This is a genomic window from Cutibacterium granulosum (assembly GCF_900186975.1).
Lineage (GTDB): Bacteria > Actinomycetota > Actinomycetes > Propionibacteriales > Propionibacteriaceae > Cutibacterium > Cutibacterium granulosum.
Window position 1 is genome coordinate 1,252,563 of sequence record NZ_LT906441.1, and the last position, 19,627, is coordinate 1,272,189.

Sequence of the window (19,627 nt, forward strand, 5' to 3'; positions counted from 1 at the left end):
GCAGTGTCGAATACGGTATCGACAATTCTATCGAGAGATGCCCCCCAAGTGTTCCATCGCTCGGCTAGGCTCAATTCATGGCATCTGGCTATCTGCGATACCCCGACATTCACGATGACCTGGTGGTGTTCACCGCTGACGACGATCTATGGCTGGTCCCCGTCACCGGAGGACGCGCCAGCCGCGTCACCACTGACCATGTCCCGGTACGCAATCCTCGGTTCTCGCCGTCGGGCACGCGCATTGCGTGGACGTCATACCTGGCCCAGCGTCCCGAGGTGTACGTACTCGACCTGGCCAGTGGGCAACAGCACCGACTCACCTGGCTCGGTGCTCGCAAACTGTTGACGATCGGCTGGCTCGACGAGGACCACATCGTCTTCTGCTCCCCGCACCAGACCAATGACGTTGGCCTCATGTGGCTGTACACGGTGAGTCTGGACGGTCAGATCGAGCGACTGGAATACGGACCCGGCATGGATCTGGCGATCTCACCGGAGGGTGACATCGCCACCGTCACCCCGAACTCCGGTGACTGCTCCAAGTGGAAGCGCTATCGAGGCGGCACCGCCGGGCAGATCTGGCTGCGGGCCGCTGGGCAGGACGAGTTCACGCGTCTGCTGCGAGATGGCGAGGACCATGACGGCATTGACGTCGAGGCTGGACGGTACGGAGTCGGCTGGATCGACGGCAGACTCATCTTCAGCTCCGACATGGGGGCGGTGCTGCCCGACAATCCCACCGAACAGGCCCAACTGTGGTCGGTCAACGCCCACGGTGCCGATCTGCGCCAGCACACCCACCACTCCGAGGAACACGGCTACGTGCGTGACCCGCGCACCGACGGCACGACGATCGTCTACCATGCGCATGGCCAGCTGTACGTCATGGACGGTTTGGACGCCCATTCCGACCAGATCGATGTGGAGCTGGGCATCGGTGCACCCGCCCCGGTCTCGGTCGATCCCACGGACCGGCTGCAGTCGATCACCTCGGACTTCGGTGGGGACGGGTCCCTGCTCGAGTGGCGTGGAGCCGCCTACTACCTCACCCATCGCAGTGGCCCGGCACGTGCACTGTCCGCCGACGCCACGGCCCGAGTGCGTTCCCCCAAAGCGCTGGGCAACACCGGCCTGGGGGTGTGGGCCAGTGACGTCACCGACGACGACTGCCTGGAGGTGGCTGCCCTGGACGGCAGTGGCTACCGCGACACCGGGGAGCCACGTCGAATTGCCGCAGGGCAGTTGGGCATGGTGCTCTGGCTGGAGCCCTCCCCGGCCGGTGACAAGATCGCCGTGGTGAGCCACGACGGACGTGTTCTCATCGTCACGGTGGAATCCGGCCAGGTACGTCAGGTGGGTCGCTCCGCACAGGGCGAGGCCACCGGACTGGCATGGTCCCCGGACGGACGGTACCTGGTGTGGCGTCAGGCACGCGACGGTGAGGACAGCTGCGGAGCAATCTTCTGCTGGGACGAACACGGGCTCGGCGAGTCATTCCAACTCACCAAGGGCACCTTCGACGACTCCAACCCGGTGTTCACAGCTGACGGCAAGTACCTCGTCATGCTCTCCGCACGCACCTTCGACCCGCATTACGACGGTCAGACCTTCGACCTGTCCTTCGGGCACACCATCCGACCGTGGCTTGCGCCCCTGTCGGCGAGTGAACCCTCACCGTTCGGACCGGTTCCCGAAGGATGGCGGATCAGCGAGGTGCAGGACGCCAAGGCGAAGGCCCTCGCCAACGCCGCTGGTGACTCGGACCATGCACCCACGGTCACCTGCGAACTGGACAGTGATGGTTTCGAGGAGCGTCTGGTGCCCTTCCCGGTTGCCTCGGGTCGGTATCGCAGCCTGACTGCCGTCAAGGACGGTGTCGTGTGGATCGAGGAGGCCGATCGGGGTGGTGAACTCGGAGCCGCCCGTGCCGGGGTCACCGGAGAGGCTCCCGCCGACGCCCTCGTCCATTACGGGTTCGCCTCCCGGCGCATCGAGAGGATCGTCGAGGCCGTCGACACCTTCGCCGTCTCCGGTGACGGGGAACGACTCATCGTGCGTCACAAGGACGAGGTCAGCGTCGTGCCCAGCGATCACAAGGTGGATGCCGAGGATCCCGCCCACGTTGCCGTTGATCTCATGCGATTGCGTCGACGCATCACCCCGCGTGACGAGTGGCGTCAGATGTTCGACGAGAATGGCCGTCTCATGGCCACCCACTACTGGCGTGACGACATGAATGGCGTCGACTGGGAGGCGGTGCTGCGTCGGTACCGTCCACTGGTCGATCGGATTCACAGCGTCGACGACCTGTACGACATCCTCTGGGAGACCGTTGGCGAGCTCAACACCTCACACTCCTACGTCTCGCCAGCCGGGCTCGACGGTGACCCGAGTCTGCGCGCTGGACTGCTCGGAGCCGACTACGGTGTCCCCACCGACGATGGGGTGCCGATCGTGCGTGTCGTGCCCGGTGAGTCGTCGGACCCGCTGGCCTGGTCCCCGTTGCGTGCCGCCGGGGTGGCAGTGCGAGACGGCGATGTCATCGTGGCCGTGGACGGCAACAAGCTCGGGCACGATCTCAGCCTGGGCGAGGCCTTGGAGGGCTCTGCCGGGCACACGGTGGAACTCACCGTGCGTACCGGGGACCAGGCGCGTCGGGTGGCCGTGGTACCCATGGCCGATGAGGCCCCATTGCGCTACCACGACTGGGTCGCCTCCCGACGCCGCTATGTCGAGGAACGATCCGGTGGGCGGCTGGGCTACCTGCACGTACCAGACATGGTCTCCAACGGATGGGCCGAGCTGCACCGTCAGATCGTCGAGGCCACTCGCCACGAAGGGGTTGTTGCCGATGTGCGCTTCAACCACGGCGGCCACACCTCCCAGCTCGTCGTGGAGCGGCTGTCGCGCCAGGTGCTCGGCTGGGACTTCGGCAAATGGTATGACACCCCCGCCACGTATCCGCAGAACGCCGTGCGCGGTCCGATCGTCATGGTGACCAACCAGTGGGCCGGTTCGGACGGTGACATCGTCTCGGCTGTCACCCAGGCCATGGGATATGCCCCGATCGTGGGGGAGCGGTCCTGGGGTGGTGTGGTTGGTATCGACGGACGCTTCGACCTGGTCGACGGCACCGAGGTCACCCAGCCGCGCTATGCCGGATGGTACGGCGACTACGGGTGGGGCGTGGAGAACCACGGCGTCGATCCGGACATCACCGTGACCGTTCGCCCGGAGGACTGGGAGTCCGATCGCGACGTCCAGCTCGATGCCGCCATCGATTACTGCATCGCCCAGCTGGGTGAGCGGCCGGCTGCCATCCCACCTGCCATGCCGCCGGCAGCTTTCGGTGGTCCGGTGGAGGAGTGAGCCGCGGGCAGCCTGACAGGAAGCCCGCAATCCTGCCCCCAATCCTGGTGAGGCAGCCCCGTCACTGACGAAGCGGCCGGTCTTCCCCTGAACCGTCGCAACGACGCCTGGGCAGCCCCCGTGCCCTGACGGAAGCTGCCCCGATCCTGGCGGGGTCGTGCCGCGCTGACGAAGCCATCACATGCAGCGGTGACCCGTCTGCCTCGCGGGGGCGGGTCACCACTCGTGCTGCCCTGCATACCTGTGTTGCCCTGTGCCTCCTGTGGTGTCCCGTACTGCGTGTTGCCCGCACTGCTCGTGCTGTCCCGCACCGAGTATTGCCCATGCCGCTCGGCTGTTCCGCACCGCTCGTTCAGCACTGACCTACCAGGTCGAGTGGTCAGGGCCCCGGAGGGGATCAAAGTCTCTGGCCGGTGACATGCCTTGCCGGGACGTGAAATGTGCGTGGTGCGGGAACGGGCGTTGGCGCGAACCTCACACCAACGCCCGTTCTGCGCTGGCGTCCTTCTGACGGACGTCAGCGATGCGGCCTTACTTCCTCTTGGCCGGCGGCTCGCCGAGCTCAGCCTCCAGGCTCAGCTCCTCACCGCCCTCGACCCAGGTGAACTTCTCGGTCTTGGAGACGTACGCCAGATCGGTCTGCACCAACTTGAGATGCTCGATCATGGATGCCGGGGCGCTCACCGTGGCGTGCAGGATCGGGGTGCGCATCGGCTTCTTGTGGGTGGACTTCACGCCGCGCAGCTCGACCAGGGCCGCCGAGATGTCCTCGAGCAGCTCCACGTCACCGGCACAGGGCAGTTCCTCGGGAATCGGCCACGAGGCGATGTGTACCGAGCCAGGTTTCCACCAGCTCCACACCTCCTCGGTGACGAACGGCAGGAACGGCGCGAAGAGCCGCAGCAGGACGTCCAGGGCAGTGCGCAGCGCGGTGCGAGCGCTCAGCGCACCGGCCTCATCGGCGCCGTCGGAGTCGTAGGCACGTTCCTTGACGAGTTCCAGGTAGTCGTCGCAGAACGTCCAGAAGAACTGCTCGGAGGCCTCCAGGGCAGCGGTGTAGTTGAACTGCTCGAAAGCCTCGGTGACCGTGACGATGAGATGGCGCAACCCAGCCAGCATTGCCAGGTCGGCGGGATTCGTCACGTCGGTGAGCTTGCCGCCCGCACCGAAACCCAGCACGAACTTCGACGCGTTGAGGACCTTCATCGCCAGACGACGACCCACCTTCATCTGTGCCTTGTCGAAGGGGGAGTCCATGCCGGGCCGTGCCATCGCCGCACGCCAACGCACCGCATCGGCACCGAACTGCTCGATGATCTCGGTGGGCACCACCGTGTTGCCCTTGGACTTGCTCATCTTCTTGCGATCGGGATCCGTGACGAACCCGGAGATCGCGGCACGTTTCCACGGCAACACGCCATTCTCCAGATGGGCACGCACGATACGGGAGAACACCCAGGTGCGGATGATGTCGTGAGCCTCGGGGGCGAAGTCCATCGGGAAGGTCTTGGCGAACAGGTCATCGTCTCGCTGCCAGCCGGTCACCAGCTGCGGGGTCAGTGAGCTGGTCGCCCAGGTGTCCATGACGTCCGGGTCGCCGATGAACCCACCAGCCTGGCCGCGCTGCTCCTCCTGGTAGCCCTGCGGGGCCTGGGAGGCCGGGTCGACCGGCAGCTCGTCCTCGGCAGGCACGATCGGGTGCTCGTAGTCGGGCTCGCCCTGCTCGTCGAGCCGGTACCACACCGGGAACGGCACCCCGAAGAAGCGCTGACGGCTGATGAGCCAGTCACCGTTGAGTCCCTCGACCCAGTTCTCGTAGCGGTGCCGCATGTGCTCGGGCACCCAGTCCAGTTCGCGGCCACGTTCCAGCAGCTGGGCACGCAGCTCCTCGTCGCGGCCGCCGTTGCGGATGTACCACTGGCGGGTGCCGATGATCTCCAGGGGCTTGTCGCCCTTCTCGTAGAAGTTCGCCTTGCGCTCGGTGGGCCGGGGATCACCGTCCATCTCACCGGATGCCGTCACGGCCTCCACGACGAGTTTGCGGGCGGTGAAGGCCGTCTTGCCGGCAATCTGTTCGTAGGCCTCGGTGTTGACGATCCAGTCCGGCGTCTCGCGGATGATACGTCCGTCGCGTCCCATGATGGTGCGAGTCGGCAGCTGCAGCTCCCGCCACCACTGCACGTCGGTGAGGTCACCGAAGGTGCAGCACATGGCGATGCCGGCGCCCTTGTCCATCTCGGCAGCCGGGTGGGCGATCACCGGCACCTCGACCCCGTACAACGGTGTGGTGACGGTGGTGCCGAACAGATGCTGGTAGCGCTCGTCGTCGGGGTGGGCGATGAGGGCGCAGCAGGCCGCCAGGAGCTCTGGGCGAGTCGTCTCGATGAAGACGTCGTCACCATTGTCGCGATGGAAGGCCAGTCGGTGATAGGCACCGGGGTAGTCGCGGGCCTCCAACTCGGCCTGGGCCACCGCCGTCTGGTAGGTGACGTCCCACAGGGTCGGGGCGTCGTTGAGGTAGGCCTCACCGCGGGCGTGATTGCGCAGGAACGCCAACTGGGCGATGCGCTGGGATTCCGGTGAGATCGTTGTGTAGAGCTGATTCCAGTCCACCGACAGGCCGACGGAACGCCACAGGTCCTGGAAGGTCTTCTCATCGACTGCGGTCAACTTGACGCACAGTTCCACGAAGTTGCGACGCGAGATGGAGATCTGGTGCTTGGGATCCGGCTTGGCCGGTGGCTCGAAGTCCGGGTCGTAGGGCAACGACGGGTCACAGCGCACACCGTAGTAGTTCTGGACGCGACGTTCGGTGGGCAGGCCGTTGTCATCCCAGCCCATCGGGTAGAAGACCTTCTTGCCCCGCATCCGCTGGTAACGAGCGATGGTGTCGGTGTGGGTGTAGGAGAACACGTGCCCGGGATGCAGATGTCCCGAGACGGTCGGCGGCGGGGTGTCGATGGAGAACACTGCCTCGCGGGACTCCACCTGGTCGCCATGGAATGCGTAGAGCTGCTCGTCCTCCCAGACCTTGCCCCATTTGGCTTCGAGCCCCTCCAGGGCTGGCTTGTCGGGCACCACGCCGCGAGTCGGCGTGCCGTTTTCTTCGTGGGTCTGTGACGTCATGGCCTGAAGTCTAGTGAATGCGACGGACGCGGTGTGAATGCTGAGACTGTTGTTCGCATCCACACCGCGTCCAGGGGCGTCATGACCCGGGTTCTCGATGGCTTCGCATGGTGGGGGTTCGCGGGTGGCAGTCACTCACCTGCCACCCGCGAGTCATTCGTCAGCAGTGGTGGACCCGAACCCACGTGGGGCAGGGTGAAAGGTTCACTTGGCGGCCTTCTTGATGGCGTCTAGCAGCTGGTTCTGATTGGCTTCTGCCAAGTTCGTCCAGTCATTCCAGGGTTTTCCGTCAACTGTCATGAATGGAGTCCCGAATTTCTTCTCGAGCTTCATGCCTTCCTTCAGCCCCTCCTCGGCAGCATTCGTGGCGAAGTCCTTGGTGGCCTTGGTGTCATAGCACTTCTGGAATTTGGTGAGATCGGCGCCAGTGATTCCGGCATCCTTGGCGAAGGCGCCGCGCAGCTGGTCGTCGGTGTAGCCGGTGCCCTCTTCTGGTTGGTGGGCGAAAACGACGTCGTGATATGGAGCGATTTTGCCAACAGTGTCAGCACAAGCGGTGGCAACTGCAGAGCGCTGAGAAGACTCACCAGGTATTTTATCGTCTAGAAAAGTGAGGGTCTGCCACTGCAACTCGATGTCACCGGAGGCTGCCAAGGCCTCGAACTTCTTGCCGAAGATGTCCTCCACCTGCTTGCAGACCGGGCACTGGAAGTCCTCGTACACCTTGAGCACCGGGGCACCCTTCTTGGCCTTGCCCTTGTTGACGACGTAGGCATGGGCAGAGCCGGTGGCACTCGGCGGCTTCACCTGAGGTCCGGTGGCTTCCTCAGATCCCTTGTCCCGATTGACGGCCCAGATGACGACAGCGGCGATGATGGCGACGACGAGGATGCCCGCGACGATGCCGACGATCTTGCGGCGTCGTGCGGCAGCCTCCTGGGCCTGCTGCTGGGCCCGCATTGCTTCGCGGCGGGAGGAGTTCTGGCTCATTGGTGCTCCAGGGGTTGACTCATGGTGACGAGTTCAGGATAGACGAGACGGCAAAAACACGTGTTCACCGCCCATCGACCACGCTGTTCTACTGCTGTGACGCGCGTTCAGGGGTCGCAGGCTCCTCGGGCGGCATGGCAGCGTCCGGTGCGCTCATCCAACCGTCCAAGGACAGCGCGGTACGCGGATGGATGACCAACCACAGACCACACAGGAACAGGCCGGTGTCACGCACGATGTCCTTGATGTAACCGTGGACCACGGTGGGCCAGGGATCCTGGCGCAACCCGCCCCCGCCGAAACATCCGCAGTCGAGGCTGATCCCGCGAGCCCACACCGATGCAATCCCGGCGATGAACGCCACCATGGCCAGTGCACCGAGCAGGGCCGACCATCGAGTGAGAAGTCCCACGAGGATGGCCAGCCCCACGATGATCTCGACAACCGGCATGGCGGTGCCAATGACTTTCGCGAAATCCCACGAGACGATGCGATAGGTACGTACCGCGGCGATGCTCGAGTCCACGGCAGTGACCTTCAGCAGTCCCGCAACGATGAGTGTGACTCCCAGGATGAGCCGCGCCACCAGCCCGACCCAGCGTTGCCACGATTTCTGGTGCGCCGGGGGAGTCTGTGTCGTCTTGTCCATGACGTCATCGTAGACGCTGTCTTCCAGAGTCGTTCCCGGCGTCCAAGGCGGTAGTGCATGTTGGCACCCAGATCGTCGATTCATGATCTGGGCGGGGCAGTACGACGTCGGCCAGTGCTGGAGGGCAGGGGTACGTGTGATCCCTGCGGGTCCTTCACGCGGCAGGGTTCACAGCGAGCAGTTGTAACTCGGCAATTGCGCAGCTGCCAACTGGTCGGTCCACCACAGCGTCTCCTCGGTGCCATGGGCCAGGGCAGCTGGCAGTTGCGACCCTTCCAGCAAGGACTCATTGACTGCCTTGGCCTTGTGCGCACCCGATGCGATGAGCCACACCTGGTGGGAACGATTGATCTCGGGGAGGGTGAGCGAGATCCGTTCAGTGGCGGGAGTGGGCGAGGCCGTCACCCCCACCGCCAGTGCCGTCGTGTGTGGGGAGAACAAGGGATCGTCGGCGAAGAGCGACGCCACCGCACCGCTTTCCCCCACGTCCAACAGGCAGATGTCGAAGATGGTGTTGCCCAATTCCTGGGCATAGGCGTAGGCGGCGTCGTCGGCATCATCCTTGCCATCCATCGTCGGGATGGGGTGGGTGCGTGAGGGGTCCAGGTGAAAGGCGGTGAGCAGCAACGGCAGGGTGCGCAACGATGTGCGCTGTGCATCGCCGGTGGGGACGAATGCGTCATCGCTCCACCACACGTGCAGTCGGGACGGATCCACCGAGGTGCGTTCGTCCACGTCGTGCAGGCACTCGTACACCCGGATGGCAGCCTGGCCGCCGGTGACGCACAGATGCACCTCACCCTGGGTGTCCTGGCGACGGAGTATGGCCCGAACCAGACGGAGCGCAAGCCCGTCAGCCAGGTCGTCAGCCGACAGGTATCGGATGACACGCTGATGCGGCATGGTCCCCACCTCTCCCTGCGTCAGACACCCACGGCATGAGTAGGTCTGACCATTCACCGACTTTCCCACATCAGTGCGGTCAAGTCCAGATCCGGTGGGCACCGAATCCGGTCACGAGAACCCCTATCACGACAGCAGGAGGGCGCGCCATGGGATTGGCACGCCCTCCTGCCCGCCACGGGGACGGATGACTTTGTGATCCGGTTGTCAGTGCTCCGGATCCACTCGACGTGGCCTCGGATCACTCGAGGGCGACGTCTCGTGCCCGGCTCCGGCGACCGCCGCTGGCCCGTCATCGACGTGGGGGACGTCGTCGAAGGAGACGAAGTCGTCGTCGGTGCGACGAATACGCATGTCGTAGAACGAGCGGTACACGAAGAACGCGGCGATGAGGAAGAACATCACGGCCAGGATGTGGGTGAGTGGGCCGGCCCCGATCGAGACGGCGAGTTCCACGGCAAGCAGGCCGAACAGGGTGGTGAACTTGATGACTGGGTTGAGGGCCACCGAGGAGGTGTCCTTGAACGGATCACCCACGGTGTCACCGACCACCGAGGCGTCGTGCAGTGGTGTTCCCTTGGCGTCCAGATCCACCTCGACGATCTTCTTGGCGTTGTCCCAGGCACCACCGGCGTTGGCCATGAAGATCGCCTGGTACAAGCCGAAGACGGCGATCGAGATGAGGTAGCCGATGAAGAAGTAGGGATCGACGAAGGCGAAGGCCAGGGCGGAGAAGAACACCGCCAGGAAGATGTTGATCATGCCCTTCTGGGCGTACTCGGTGCAGATCTGCACGACGCGGGTCGAGTCCTCGGCGGAGGCCTTGGTGGCCGTGGCATCCAGCTTCATGTTGGCCTTGATGTACTCCACGGCCCGGTAGGCGCCGGTGGTGACGGCCTGCATGGAGGCCCCGGAGAACCAGTAGATGATGGCTCCACCGGTGATGAGACCCAGCAGGAACGGGGCATGGGTGAGGCCGAGCTTGGTCACCTCGGTGGTGTTCTGCAAGCCATCGGTGAGCATCATGATGATCGAGAAGATCATCGTCGTCGCGCCGACGACGGCCGTCCCGATGAGCACTGGCTTGGCGGTGGCCTTGAAGGTGTTTCCCGCCCCATCCTGAGCCTCCAGGAAGTGCTTGGCCACCTTCCACCGGGGAGTGAAGCCGAACTCGGCCTTCACCTGCTCGTCGATGTCTGGCAGCTCCTCAATGGTCGACAGCTCGTAGACGCTCTGGGCGTTGTCGGTGACGGGTCCGTAGGAGTCGACGGCAATCGTCACCGCACCCATGCCGAGGAAACCGAAGGCCACCAGACCGAAAGCGAAGACGGCCCACTTCACCTCGCTCATCGCACCCATGTCACCCAAGCCCGATCCGGTTCCCGACACCAGGAATGCGGCACCCATGAGGGCGACGATCGCCACACCCAGCCAGTACCCGGAGAAGTTGCCGGCCACCAGACCCGACAGGATGTCCAGCGACGCCCCGCCCTCCTTGGCGCTGGTGACGACCTCGCGCACGTGACGGGAGTTGGTGGAGGTGAAGGCCTTGACCAGTTCGGGGATGAGGGCTCCGGCCAGGGTGCCGCACGAGATGATGACGGTGAGTTTCCACCACATGGTGCCGTCACCCATGCCGCCGAGCATCCACCACGTCGTCAGGGCCGTGAGCAGGATCGACATCGCCGAGGTGATCCACACCAGACTCGACAGGGGTTTCTCGAAGTCGAACTCGTCAACCTTGCCGTACTTCGCACGGGCGATGGCGTTGTTGACGAGGTATGACAGGTAGCTCGCCACCAACATGACGACTCGTACCACGAAGATCCACACCAGCAGCTGCACCTGTTCGGACTGGTTGGGTACCGCGCCGAGGATGAATGTCACCAGGGCGACCCCGGTGACGCCGTAGGTCTCGAATCCATCGGCCGACGGCCCCACCGAGTCACCGGCGTTGTCACCGGTGCAGTCGGCGATGACGCCGGGGTTACGGGCGTCGTCCTCCTTGATGTGGAAGGCGATCTTCATGAGGTCCGCGCCCACGTCGGCGATCTTGGTGAAGATGCCGCCGGCGATACGCAGGCAGGCAGCTCCCAGCGACTCACCGATGGCGAAGCCGATGAAGCATGGGCCGGCCAGGTCGCCGGGCAGCAGGAGCATGATCGCCAGCATCATGAACAGCTCGACACTGATGAGCACCATGCCGATGCTCATGCCCGAACGCAGCGGAATGTCGAAGCACTCGAACGGGCGACCCTTGAGCGAGGCGTGTGCCGTGCGTGAGTTGGCGAAGGTGTTGACGCGAATGCCGTACCAGGCCACCCCGAATGATCCGGCCATGCCGATGAGGCTGAACAGCAGGATGATGAGCACCTTGGCACCCATGTGCTCCAGGAACAGGAAGTACACGACGATGACGATGGCGATGAACGCCCAGAGCACCATGAGGAACTTGGCTTGCTGCTTGAGGTACGTCTTGCACGTGGTGTAGATGAGCTCGGAGACCTCATGCATGGCCTGGTGCACCGGAAGTTTGCGTAGTTTCGAGTACGTCGTCAGGCCGAAGACCAGGCCCAGCACGCACACGGCCAGGCCGATCCACAACAAGGTGGTGCCAGACACCGAACCGACCTGCTCGTCGAGGGGCGGAAGTTTGAGGTTGGCCTCGCCGCCACCGCCGGCCCGCCCGCTTGATGAGCTGCACCCGGTGAGGAAAAGTGCCAGCAGTGCCAGCCCGGCGGCCCACCGGTGATTTCTGGACATGACAGGCTCGCTGGAACCCTGGAGAGAATTCGTGGCCATACGGCTCACCTTCTTCGTCTCTGAAAATCGCGTCCCCGGCATCCGTGCAGGGGTTCAATCTCATGGTAGGAGGGTGATGTCGTGGTGTCAGCGATCTCGGCATACTGTGTGGGCAACGCCACAAAAACCAGGGGAAACGCTCACTGTGGGTGAGCGTTTGTGGACAGCTCAGTGAAGGTGAGCGCTCCCCGAAGAGCCTCGTCCTCGTCCTTGTCAACCACCACATGAGTGAGGAATGGCGGATTCGCCAGTACGCTGATGGCGTTGGTCTGCGAGGACGGGTTGCGAAGAAACCAAATTACGCAACAATGGAGTTGTGGAATCCTCTGACGCCCTGACGCCGGCCGACGCAACCCCGGCGGTACAGCCCCTTGGTGACGTTGCGAGTGGGCAGAATTCTGCCCACTTCACGCTGGAACCGGGTACTGCTCAGCATGGTGTGGTTCCGGATGGTTCGACCCGGCAGCGCGTCATCTCGTCGATTCTGCACAATGGCCCGTCAACGGCTGCTGAGCTTGCCGACCGACTGGGTCTCACTGCCGCGGCAGTCCGTCGTCATCTCACCACCCTCACCGAGGACGGGGTCGTCGAGTCCCGGGAACAGCGAGTCTTCGGGGCTCGGGGGAGAGGACGTCCGTCCCGGGTGTTCTGCCTCACCGATTCCGGTCGCGCCGACTACTACACGGCCTATGACGCGCTTGCCATCGCTGCCTTGCGGCAGCTCGCCCGGGCCGGTGGTCCCGACGCCCTCAACGCCGTCGCCCAGGCTCGGGTGGACGACATCGAGGCCAGGTACCGGACGCTGCGCGAGCAGGACCCTCGGCGAGATCCCGTTGAGGCGTTGGCAGAGGCCCTGTCCGCCGATGGCTACGCCGCCTCCACGGTTCCGGCTGCCGTTGGCCAGCAGATCTGCCAGCACAACTGCCCGGTGGCCGAGGTGGCCAAGGCCTTCCCGCAGATGTGTGAGGCCGAGACCCAGCTGTTCTCCGAACTTCTGGGTTCGCGGGTGCAACGGCTTGCCACCATTGCGCACGGCGATGGGGTGTGCACCACACACGTCCCCATCGACGTCGATCTCATTCGCCGGCGAAATCCGTTGCCCCCGCAGTCCACAAGCGGCAAACTTTGACGAGCTCGGCATTTACGCAACAATGGCTGCGTGAAAACTGAGCCTGCGGATCCGGTCGTGGCAAAGGACACTGCGTCATTGTGCGGCCACCCCGGCTTCCACCGATGAGTGATCCATCCGAAAGGCTGATCAATGACCCAGGTAGACAACACCACCTCCGACGCCGCCCTGCCCGGCACCGGGGAGAGCCAGGACGAGCACATCGCTGCGCTGTCAGGCTACAAGTACGGCTGGCACGATTCCGACGCCTATGCCGCGGCATCCCAGCGTGGGCTCTCCGAGGACGTCGTCCGGGGCATCTCCACGCTGAAGAATGAACCGGAGTGGATGCTGCAACGCCGACTCAAGGCGTTGCACATCTTTGATCGCAAGCCGATGCCGACCTGGGGAGTCAACCTGGACTCGGTCAACTTCGACGACATCAAGTACTTCGTGCGTGCCTCGGATCGGCAGGCCGAGTCCTGGGACGACCTTCCCGACGACATCCGCACCACCTACGACCGTCTGGGCATTCCCGAGGCCGAGAAGGATCGCCTGGTGGCCGGTGTTGCCGCCCAGTACGAGTCCGAGGTCGTCTACAACAAGATCAATGAGGAACTCGAACGTCAGGGCGTCATCTTCCTCGACACCGACACCGCCCTGCGAGAGTACCCGGAACTGTTCGAGGAGTACTTCGGTACCGCAGTGCCAGCCGGCGACAACAAGTTCGCTGCCCTCAACACCGCCGTGTGGTCGGGTGGATCGTTCATCTACGTGCCCAAGGGGGTGCACTGCACCATCCCGTTGCAGGCGTACTTCCGCATGAACACCGAGAACCTCGGTCAGTTCGAGCGCACCCTCATCATTGCCGACGAGGACTCCTACGTGCACTACGTCGAGGGATGCACCGCACCGATCTACAAGTCGGACTCCCTGCACGCCGCCATCGTGGAGATCATCGTCAAGAAGAACGCCCGATGCCGGTACACGACCATCCAGAACTGGTCCAACAACGTCTACAACCTCGTCACCCAGCGTGCCTACGTCGAGGAGGGCGGCACGATGGAGTGGATCGACGGCAACATTGGGTCCAAGGCCAACATGAAGTACCCGGCCTGCTATCTCATGGGGCCCAATGCCAAGGGTGAGGCGCTCTCGGTGGCCTTCGCCTCCGAGGGTCAGTACCAGGACACCGGCGCCAAGATGGTGCACATGGCACCCCACACGTCCTCCACGATCGTCTCCAAGTCGATCTCCCAGGGAGGTGGACGCTCGGCCTACCGTGGCCTGGTGCGTGTCAACAAGCGGGCACACCACTCCTCGTCGGCCGTGCGTTGTGACGCCCTACTCGTCGATGACATCTCGCGCTCCGACACCTATCCCTACAACGACATCCGTACCGACGAGGTGTCGATGGCCCACGAGGCGACGGTGTCGAAGGTGAGCGAGGACCAACTCTTCTACCTCATGCAGCGTGGAATGACCGAGGAGGAGGCGATGGCCATGATCGTGCGTGGATTCGTCGAACCCATCGCCAAGGAACTGCCGATGGAGTACGCCCTCGAGCTCAACCGGCTCATCGAAATTCAGATGGAAGGTGCCGTCGGCTGACGCCGGCACGCACATCAGACATTCTCAGAAAGGCAGATTGCGTTGAGCGCACCTCAGAGCTCGTCGGCTCCAACCGACAAGGAACACAACGTCACCGTTGAAGGCGACGTCGAGTCCCATCTCCATCCCACCCCGTCCTGGCAGGTTGCCGATCATCCCATGCCCACCGGGCACGAGGAGATCTGGCGATTCACCCCCATCTCCGAATTCGCTGCCGTGCTGGCCGAGCAGACGACCACGGTGCGCCTCGACTGGACGATCGACGCGCCGGAATCGGTGCAGGTGGACGAACTCGATCCTGCCCGGCTCCACGACCTCGCCGAGACGCCACAGGATCGCATCTCGATGATGGCCGCGGCCAATTCCACTCATGCCCCCCGCCACATCGTCGTTCCGGCCGAGGCGGAACTCGACTCCCCGGTCGAGATCACCCTCACCGGAACCGGCGTCGATGAGGCAGCATTCCAGAACGTCGTCGTGGAGATCGGGCACAACGCTCGTGCGACGGTCATCGTGCGCTACCGCGGGTCGGCCCAGCTCGGTGAGAACTGGACCTTCCGGGTCGCCGACGGGGCCCATGTCGTCGTCCTGTTCATCCAGGAGTGGGAGGCCGACGCCGTCCACGGTGCCCAGATCGCCTTCGAGATCGGGCGGGACGCCGTCGTGCGCACCGCCCAGGCATCGTTCGGCGGCAAGGCGGTTCGTGTGAGCCAGACAGCCCGATACACCGCCCCGGGTGGAGACCTCACCGATCTTGGCGCCTACTTCGTCGACGCCGATCAGCACGTCGAGCATCGGCTGTTCGTCGACCACAACGAGCCGCGCAGCGTGTCACACGTGGACTACCGCGGATGTCTGCAGGGCCAGGATGCCCACTCGGTGTGGATCGGGGACGTGCTCATCCGTCCCACCGCCGAGGACATCGAGACCTTCGAATCTAACAAGAACCTCGTGCTCACCGAGGGTTGCCGTGCCGACGCCGTGCCGAACCTGGAGATCCAGACCGGACGCATCCGCGGAGCCGGGCACTCCGCATCCACCGGACGATTCGACGCCGATCAGCTGTTCTACCTGCAGGCCCGTGGCATCGACGAGATCGAGGCCCGTCGCCTAGTGGTGCACGGATTCTTCACCGACATCGTGCGGCGTATCGGTGTGGAGTCGGTGAGTGACGAGCTCATCGAGCGCATCGAGTCCGAACTGGTCGATGCCCTGGGCACTTCCGAGTCTGATTCCCCGGCCCTCGAAGGAGCAGGGCAGTGAGCGCCGTGAAGGCAGCCAGCCTGCACGAACTGGATGACGACACACCAGTCGAGACGAACGTCGACGGCACCGACGTCGTGCTGGTACGTACCGAGGGCGACGTGTTCGCCATCTCCGCCCTGTGCTCACATGCCGCCGTCCCCCTCGTGGACGGTGACGTCGAGAAATGCGCCTTGGAGTGTTACATGCACGGCGCGATGTTCGACCTGCACACCGGAAAACCCTTGAGCCTCCCGGCCACCGAGCCGGTCCCCGTCTACCCCGTGACCATTGACGGCGACGACGTCCTCGTCGACGTCGACAACCCCATGAAGGAGTCCTGAACCCATGGCTACCCTGCAGATCACCGATCTTCACGCCAATGTCGAGACCGAAGCCGGCCCCAAGGAGATCCTCAAGGGCGTCGACCTCACCATCAACTCCGGTGAGGTGCACGCCATCATGGGCCCCAACGGCTCCGGCAAGTCCACCCTGGCCTACACCTTGGCAGGCCACCCCAAGTACACCGTCACCGGCGGCTCGGTGACCCTCGACGGTGAGGACCTGCTCGCCATGAGCGTCGACGAACGGGCTCGCGCCGGACTGTTCCTGTCCATGCAGTACCCGGTCGAGGTGCCGGGTGTCTCCATGTCGAACTTCCTGCGCACCGCGCGCACTGCCGTGGACGGACAGGCCCCCAAGCTGCGCACCTGGGTCAAGGAGGTCAATGACGCCCTGACCCGTCAGGAGCTCGACCCCGACTTCGCCGAGCGTTCGGTCAACGAGGGATTCTCCGGTGGCGAGAAGAAGCGCTCCGAGATGGCCCAGCTCGAGCTGCTGCACCCCAAGGTCGCCATTCTCGACGAGACCGACTCTGGACTGGACATCGACGCCCTCAAGGTTGTCTCCAAAGCCGTCAACCACTACCTGGAGGACTCCTCCAGGGGGCTCATGCTCATCACCCACTACACCCGCATCCTGCGATACGTGAAGGCCTCCCAGGTGCACGTCTTCGTCGACGGACGTGTCATCACCACTGGTGGACCGGAGCTGGGTGAGGAACTCGAGGCCACCGGCTACGAGAAGTACGTCGAGGCTGCAAAGGCCAACGCCTGATGGCTGGCAACGTCGATGCCACGGCCAGTCTTTCCGAGGCCGATGTCGCAGCCATCAGGGCCGATTTCCCGATTCTCGGTCGGGAGGTGGGCGGCCACCCGCTGACCTATCTCGACTCGGCCAACACCTCCCAGAAACCCCAGGTGGTCATCGATGCCATCGCCGAGCACTACGGCCAGCACAACGCCAATGTCGCCCGGGCGATGCACCGGCTGGGTCTGGAGGCCACCCAGGCATTCGAGGGTGGACGTGAGCGTATCGCCCAGTTCCTCGGGGCGAGTCGACCCGAGGAGGTCGTCGCCCTGTCCAATGCCTCCGAGGCACTGAACCTTGCCGCGAACACCCTCGGAACCCGACTCGGCCCCCGCGACGAGGTCGTCATCACCATCATGGAGCACCACTCCAATCTGGTGCCCTGGCAGCTGGTGTGTGAACGTACTGGGGCGAAACTGCGCTGGTTCGACATCACCGACGACGGCCAACTCGATCTTGACAAGGCCGAGCGCGAGGGGCTCATCAATGAGCACACCAAGGTCGTCTCACTGGCCCTGGCCTCCAACGTGCTGGGCACGATCAACCCGGTGCAGCGCATCGCCCAGTGGGCGCATCAGGTGGGCGCGGTCGTCGTCGTCGATGCCTCCCAGGCCGTGCCACAGATGCCAGTGGACGTCACCGAACTCGGGGCGGACCTGCTCGCCTTCACCGGCCACAAGATGCTCGGTCCCACCGGCATCGGCATCCTGTGGGGGCGTTACGACCTGCTCAACGACCTGCCACCCTTCCTTGGTGGCGGGGAGATGATCGAGGTCGTGCGGATGACGGGCTCCACCTATGCCAAGCCCCCGCACCGCTTCGAGGCAGGCACCCCGCCGATCGCCCAGCTCACGGCCCTCGCGGTCGCTGCCGACTACCTGGACGAGGTCGGAATGGCTGCCATCGTCCAGCGAGAACATCGGCTGGCTGCACTCATGCTCGAGGGGCTGGGGTCGGTGCCCGGGGTGCACATCCTCGGCCCCACGGATGCCACGGCTCGTACCGGCACCGTCTCGTTCACCGTCGACGGTGTGCACCCGCACGACGCCATGAGCATCATGGACGGTCGCGGTGTCGCCGTGCGCGGTGGTCACCACTGTGCCCGGCCGTTGCACGAGCGACTGGGAATACAGTCGTCGCTGCGTGCGTCGTCATACCTGTACACCACGGAGGCTGAGATCGACCGGCTTGTCGAGTCCGTTGACCACGCACGCAATTTCTTCGTCGGAGGGACGCGGTCATGAACGTCGAGGAGATGTATCAGCAGATCATCCTTGACCACTACAAGGAGAAGCACCACAGCGGACTGCGGGACGGCTACGCCGCCGAGGTGAGTCAGGTCAACCCGTCGTGCGGTGACGAGCTCAAGCTACGTCTGCACCTGGACGGTGACACCATCACCGACGTCTCCTACGACTCGGTGGGCTGTTCCATCTCGCAGGCCTCCACCTCGGTGATGACCGATCTCGTCATCGGGAAAACCGCCGAACAGGCCCAGCAGCTGTACCGGGGTTTTCAGGAGATGATGCGCTCACGCGGCACCATCAGCCTGGACGAGGAGGCCTATGAGGATGCCGTGGCCTTCCAGGGGGTGGCCCAGCTCATGGCGCGGGTGAAGTGCGCCATGCTCGGCTGGTCAGCCCTGGAGGACGCCCTCGTCGAGAGCGACGTCCTGGGCGACGCTGGTACCCACGCCACCCAGACCACCGACGCGTCCTGAGGAAAGGGGACACTGAGATGACGGACAACCCTGAGACCAAACCCTCGGACCTTGTTGACGACGTGCTGCCGGACGGATCGGGGCCCAAGACCCCCGAGTCCACGCAGAACTCGGAGTCTTTCTCGGAACAGGCCGCTGCTGCCCGCAGTTCGGTCAAGCCCAGCGTCGACGACGTCATCGAGGCCATGAAGGATGTCATCGACCCCGAGCTCATGGTCAACGTCGTGGATCTCGGGCTCGTCTACGGCGTCGACATCGACGACGACGGCAATGTCGTCATCGACATGACGCTCACCAGCCCTGCCTGTCCGCTCACCGACCGACTGGAGTACGACACCCAGACCGTTCTGGAGGGAATCGTCAACTCGGTGCGCATCAACTGGGTGTGGCTGCCACCGTGGGGGCTGGAGCGTATCACCGATGATGGACGGACCCAGCTGCAGGCGATCGGGTTCAACGTCTGATCCCTCAGACGAGCAACCAGAAGATGCTCATGAGCACGATGATCCCAGCCCCTGCGCTGATCGCGATGATCGTGCTCGTGCGCTTGTCCAGCCAGCCCTGCAGCAGCAGACCGATGAGGCCGCCCAACAGTCCTGCGCTGATCGTCGACCCCCAGTAGATGGCAGGTTCGGTGTGTCCGCACGTGCCGGAGACCACTCCGCACATGCTCCACCAGCCGAGGTATCCGAAGATCACCAGGCCAAGGACGGCAACGACGAGTCCTGCGATGATCCATGCAAGATAACGGCGCCAGGCCCGGTTGAGCTCGGCGAGATCCGGTTCGTCATCAGGAGCAGGTGCAGCGTGCCGCGGAGAAGCCATGGGCCCATTCTGACAGGGTTGGTCAAGGATGTCCGGCAGTGGTCACTGCGAGGTGGGAATCGGCACACCAGTTCGTGTCGTGCGGTCTTCGCAGGTGTGAGGGCGTTGTGCCACCGACATTCGAGGTGTGG

At 64.2% G+C, this 19,627-nt stretch carries 15 protein-coding genes; 9 read left to right on the forward strand and 6 right to left on the reverse strand.

Going from position 1 to position 19,627, the window contains the following annotated elements; translation table 11 throughout:
• The first annotated feature begins 77 nt into the window (after window positions 1-77).
• The gene (locus tag CKV91_RS05300) at window positions 78-3,371 is read left to right on the forward strand and encodes a S41 family peptidase (RefSeq protein WP_065860717.1); all 3,294 of its coding nucleotides are present in this window, start codon (window positions 78-80) and stop codon (window positions 3,369-3,371) included.
• Between the two features lie 531 nt (window positions 3,372-3,902).
• On the opposite strand, the gene valS is transcribed toward CKV91_RS05300, so the two are convergent.
• From valS to CKV91_RS05325, 5 genes are all read right to left on the reverse strand, one after another.
• Complete coding sequence (gene valS, locus CKV91_RS05305) at window positions 3,903-6,497, reverse strand: valine--tRNA ligase (protein WP_065860753.1); 2,595 nt, start codon at window positions 6,495-6,497, stop codon at window positions 3,903-3,905.
• A 204-nt stretch (window positions 6,498-6,701) separates the two neighbouring features.
• On the reverse strand, window positions 6,702-7,487 hold the full coding sequence (locus tag CKV91_RS05310; protein WP_065860718.1) for a DsbA family protein: 786 nt from the start codon (window positions 7,485-7,487) through the stop codon (window positions 6,702-6,704).
• 88 nt (window positions 7,488-7,575) lie between these two features.
• The gene (locus tag CKV91_RS05315; protein WP_065860719.1) at window positions 7,576-8,136 is read right to left on the reverse strand and encodes a DoxX family protein; all 561 of its coding nucleotides are present in this window, start codon (window positions 8,134-8,136) and stop codon (window positions 7,576-7,578) included.
• A gap of 168 nt (window positions 8,137-8,304) precedes the next feature.
• On the reverse strand, window positions 8,305-9,039 hold the full coding sequence (gene pgl, locus CKV91_RS05320) for a 6-phosphogluconolactonase (protein WP_065860720.1): 735 nt from the start codon (window positions 9,037-9,039) through the stop codon (window positions 8,305-8,307).
• 207 nt (window positions 9,040-9,246) lie between these two features.
• Window positions 9,247-11,802, reverse strand: a complete 2,556-nt coding sequence (locus tag CKV91_RS05325) for a sodium-translocating pyrophosphatase (protein ID WP_095141086.1) — start codon at window positions 11,800-11,802, stop codon at window positions 9,247-9,249.
• A gap of 451 nt (window positions 11,803-12,253) precedes the next feature.
• Between CKV91_RS05325 and CKV91_RS05330 the strand changes: the two genes are divergently transcribed.
• The 8 genes from CKV91_RS05330 (at window position 12,254) to CKV91_RS05365 (ending at window position 19,135) form a co-directional block, all read left to right on the forward strand.
• The gene (locus CKV91_RS05330; protein ID WP_065860755.1) at window positions 12,254-12,970 is read left to right on the forward strand and encodes a helix-turn-helix transcriptional regulator; all 717 of its coding nucleotides are present in this window, start codon (window positions 12,254-12,256) and stop codon (window positions 12,968-12,970) included.
• A gap of 132 nt (window positions 12,971-13,102) precedes the next feature.
• A complete protein-coding gene (sufB, locus tag CKV91_RS05335) occupies window positions 13,103-14,560 on the forward strand; it encodes a Fe-S cluster assembly protein SufB (protein ID WP_065860721.1) in 1,458 nt (485 codons plus the stop codon).
• A 42-nt stretch (window positions 14,561-14,602) separates the two neighbouring features.
• The gene (locus CKV91_RS05340) at window positions 14,603-15,823 is read left to right on the forward strand and encodes a SufB/SufD family protein (protein ID WP_411791887.1); all 1,221 of its coding nucleotides are present in this window, start codon (window positions 14,603-14,605) and stop codon (window positions 15,821-15,823) included.
• A gap of 5 nt (window positions 15,824-15,828) precedes the next feature.
• Window positions 15,829-16,146: a non-heme iron oxygenase ferredoxin subunit gene (locus tag CKV91_RS05345; RefSeq protein WP_231933846.1), complete on the forward strand. Its 318-nt coding sequence runs from the start codon at window positions 15,829-15,831 to the stop codon at window positions 16,144-16,146.
• 4 nt (window positions 16,147-16,150) lie between these two features.
• On the forward strand, window positions 16,151-16,918 hold the full coding sequence (gene sufC / locus CKV91_RS05350; protein ID WP_021103076.1) for a Fe-S cluster assembly ATPase SufC: 768 nt from the start codon (window positions 16,151-16,153) through the stop codon (window positions 16,916-16,918).
• Window positions 16,918-18,195 carry an aminotransferase class V-fold PLP-dependent enzyme gene (locus tag CKV91_RS05355; RefSeq protein ID WP_065860723.1) on the forward strand — a complete coding sequence of 426 codons (1,278 nt, stop codon included), beginning with the start codon at window positions 16,918-16,920 and terminating at the stop codon, window positions 18,193-18,195. Before sufC ends, CKV91_RS05355 begins: the two co-directional genes overlap by 1 nt.
• A complete protein-coding gene (gene sufU / locus CKV91_RS05360) occupies window positions 18,192-18,671 on the forward strand; it encodes a Fe-S cluster assembly sulfur transfer protein SufU (protein ID WP_021103079.1) in 480 nt (159 codons plus the stop codon). The genes CKV91_RS05355 and sufU overlap by 4 nt, the downstream gene beginning before the upstream one ends.
• 17 nt (window positions 18,672-18,688) lie before the next feature.
• Complete coding sequence (locus tag CKV91_RS05365) at window positions 18,689-19,135, forward strand: metal-sulfur cluster assembly factor (RefSeq protein ID WP_095140981.1); 447 nt, start codon at window positions 18,689-18,691, stop codon at window positions 19,133-19,135.
• Window positions 19,136-19,139: 4 nt separating this feature from the next.
• On the opposite strand, the gene CKV91_RS05370 is transcribed toward CKV91_RS05365, so the two are convergent.
• A complete protein-coding gene (locus CKV91_RS05370) occupies window positions 19,140-19,496 on the reverse strand; it encodes a hypothetical protein (protein WP_065860724.1) in 357 nt (118 codons plus the stop codon).
• Between the last annotated feature and the right edge of the window lie 131 nt (window positions 19,497-19,627).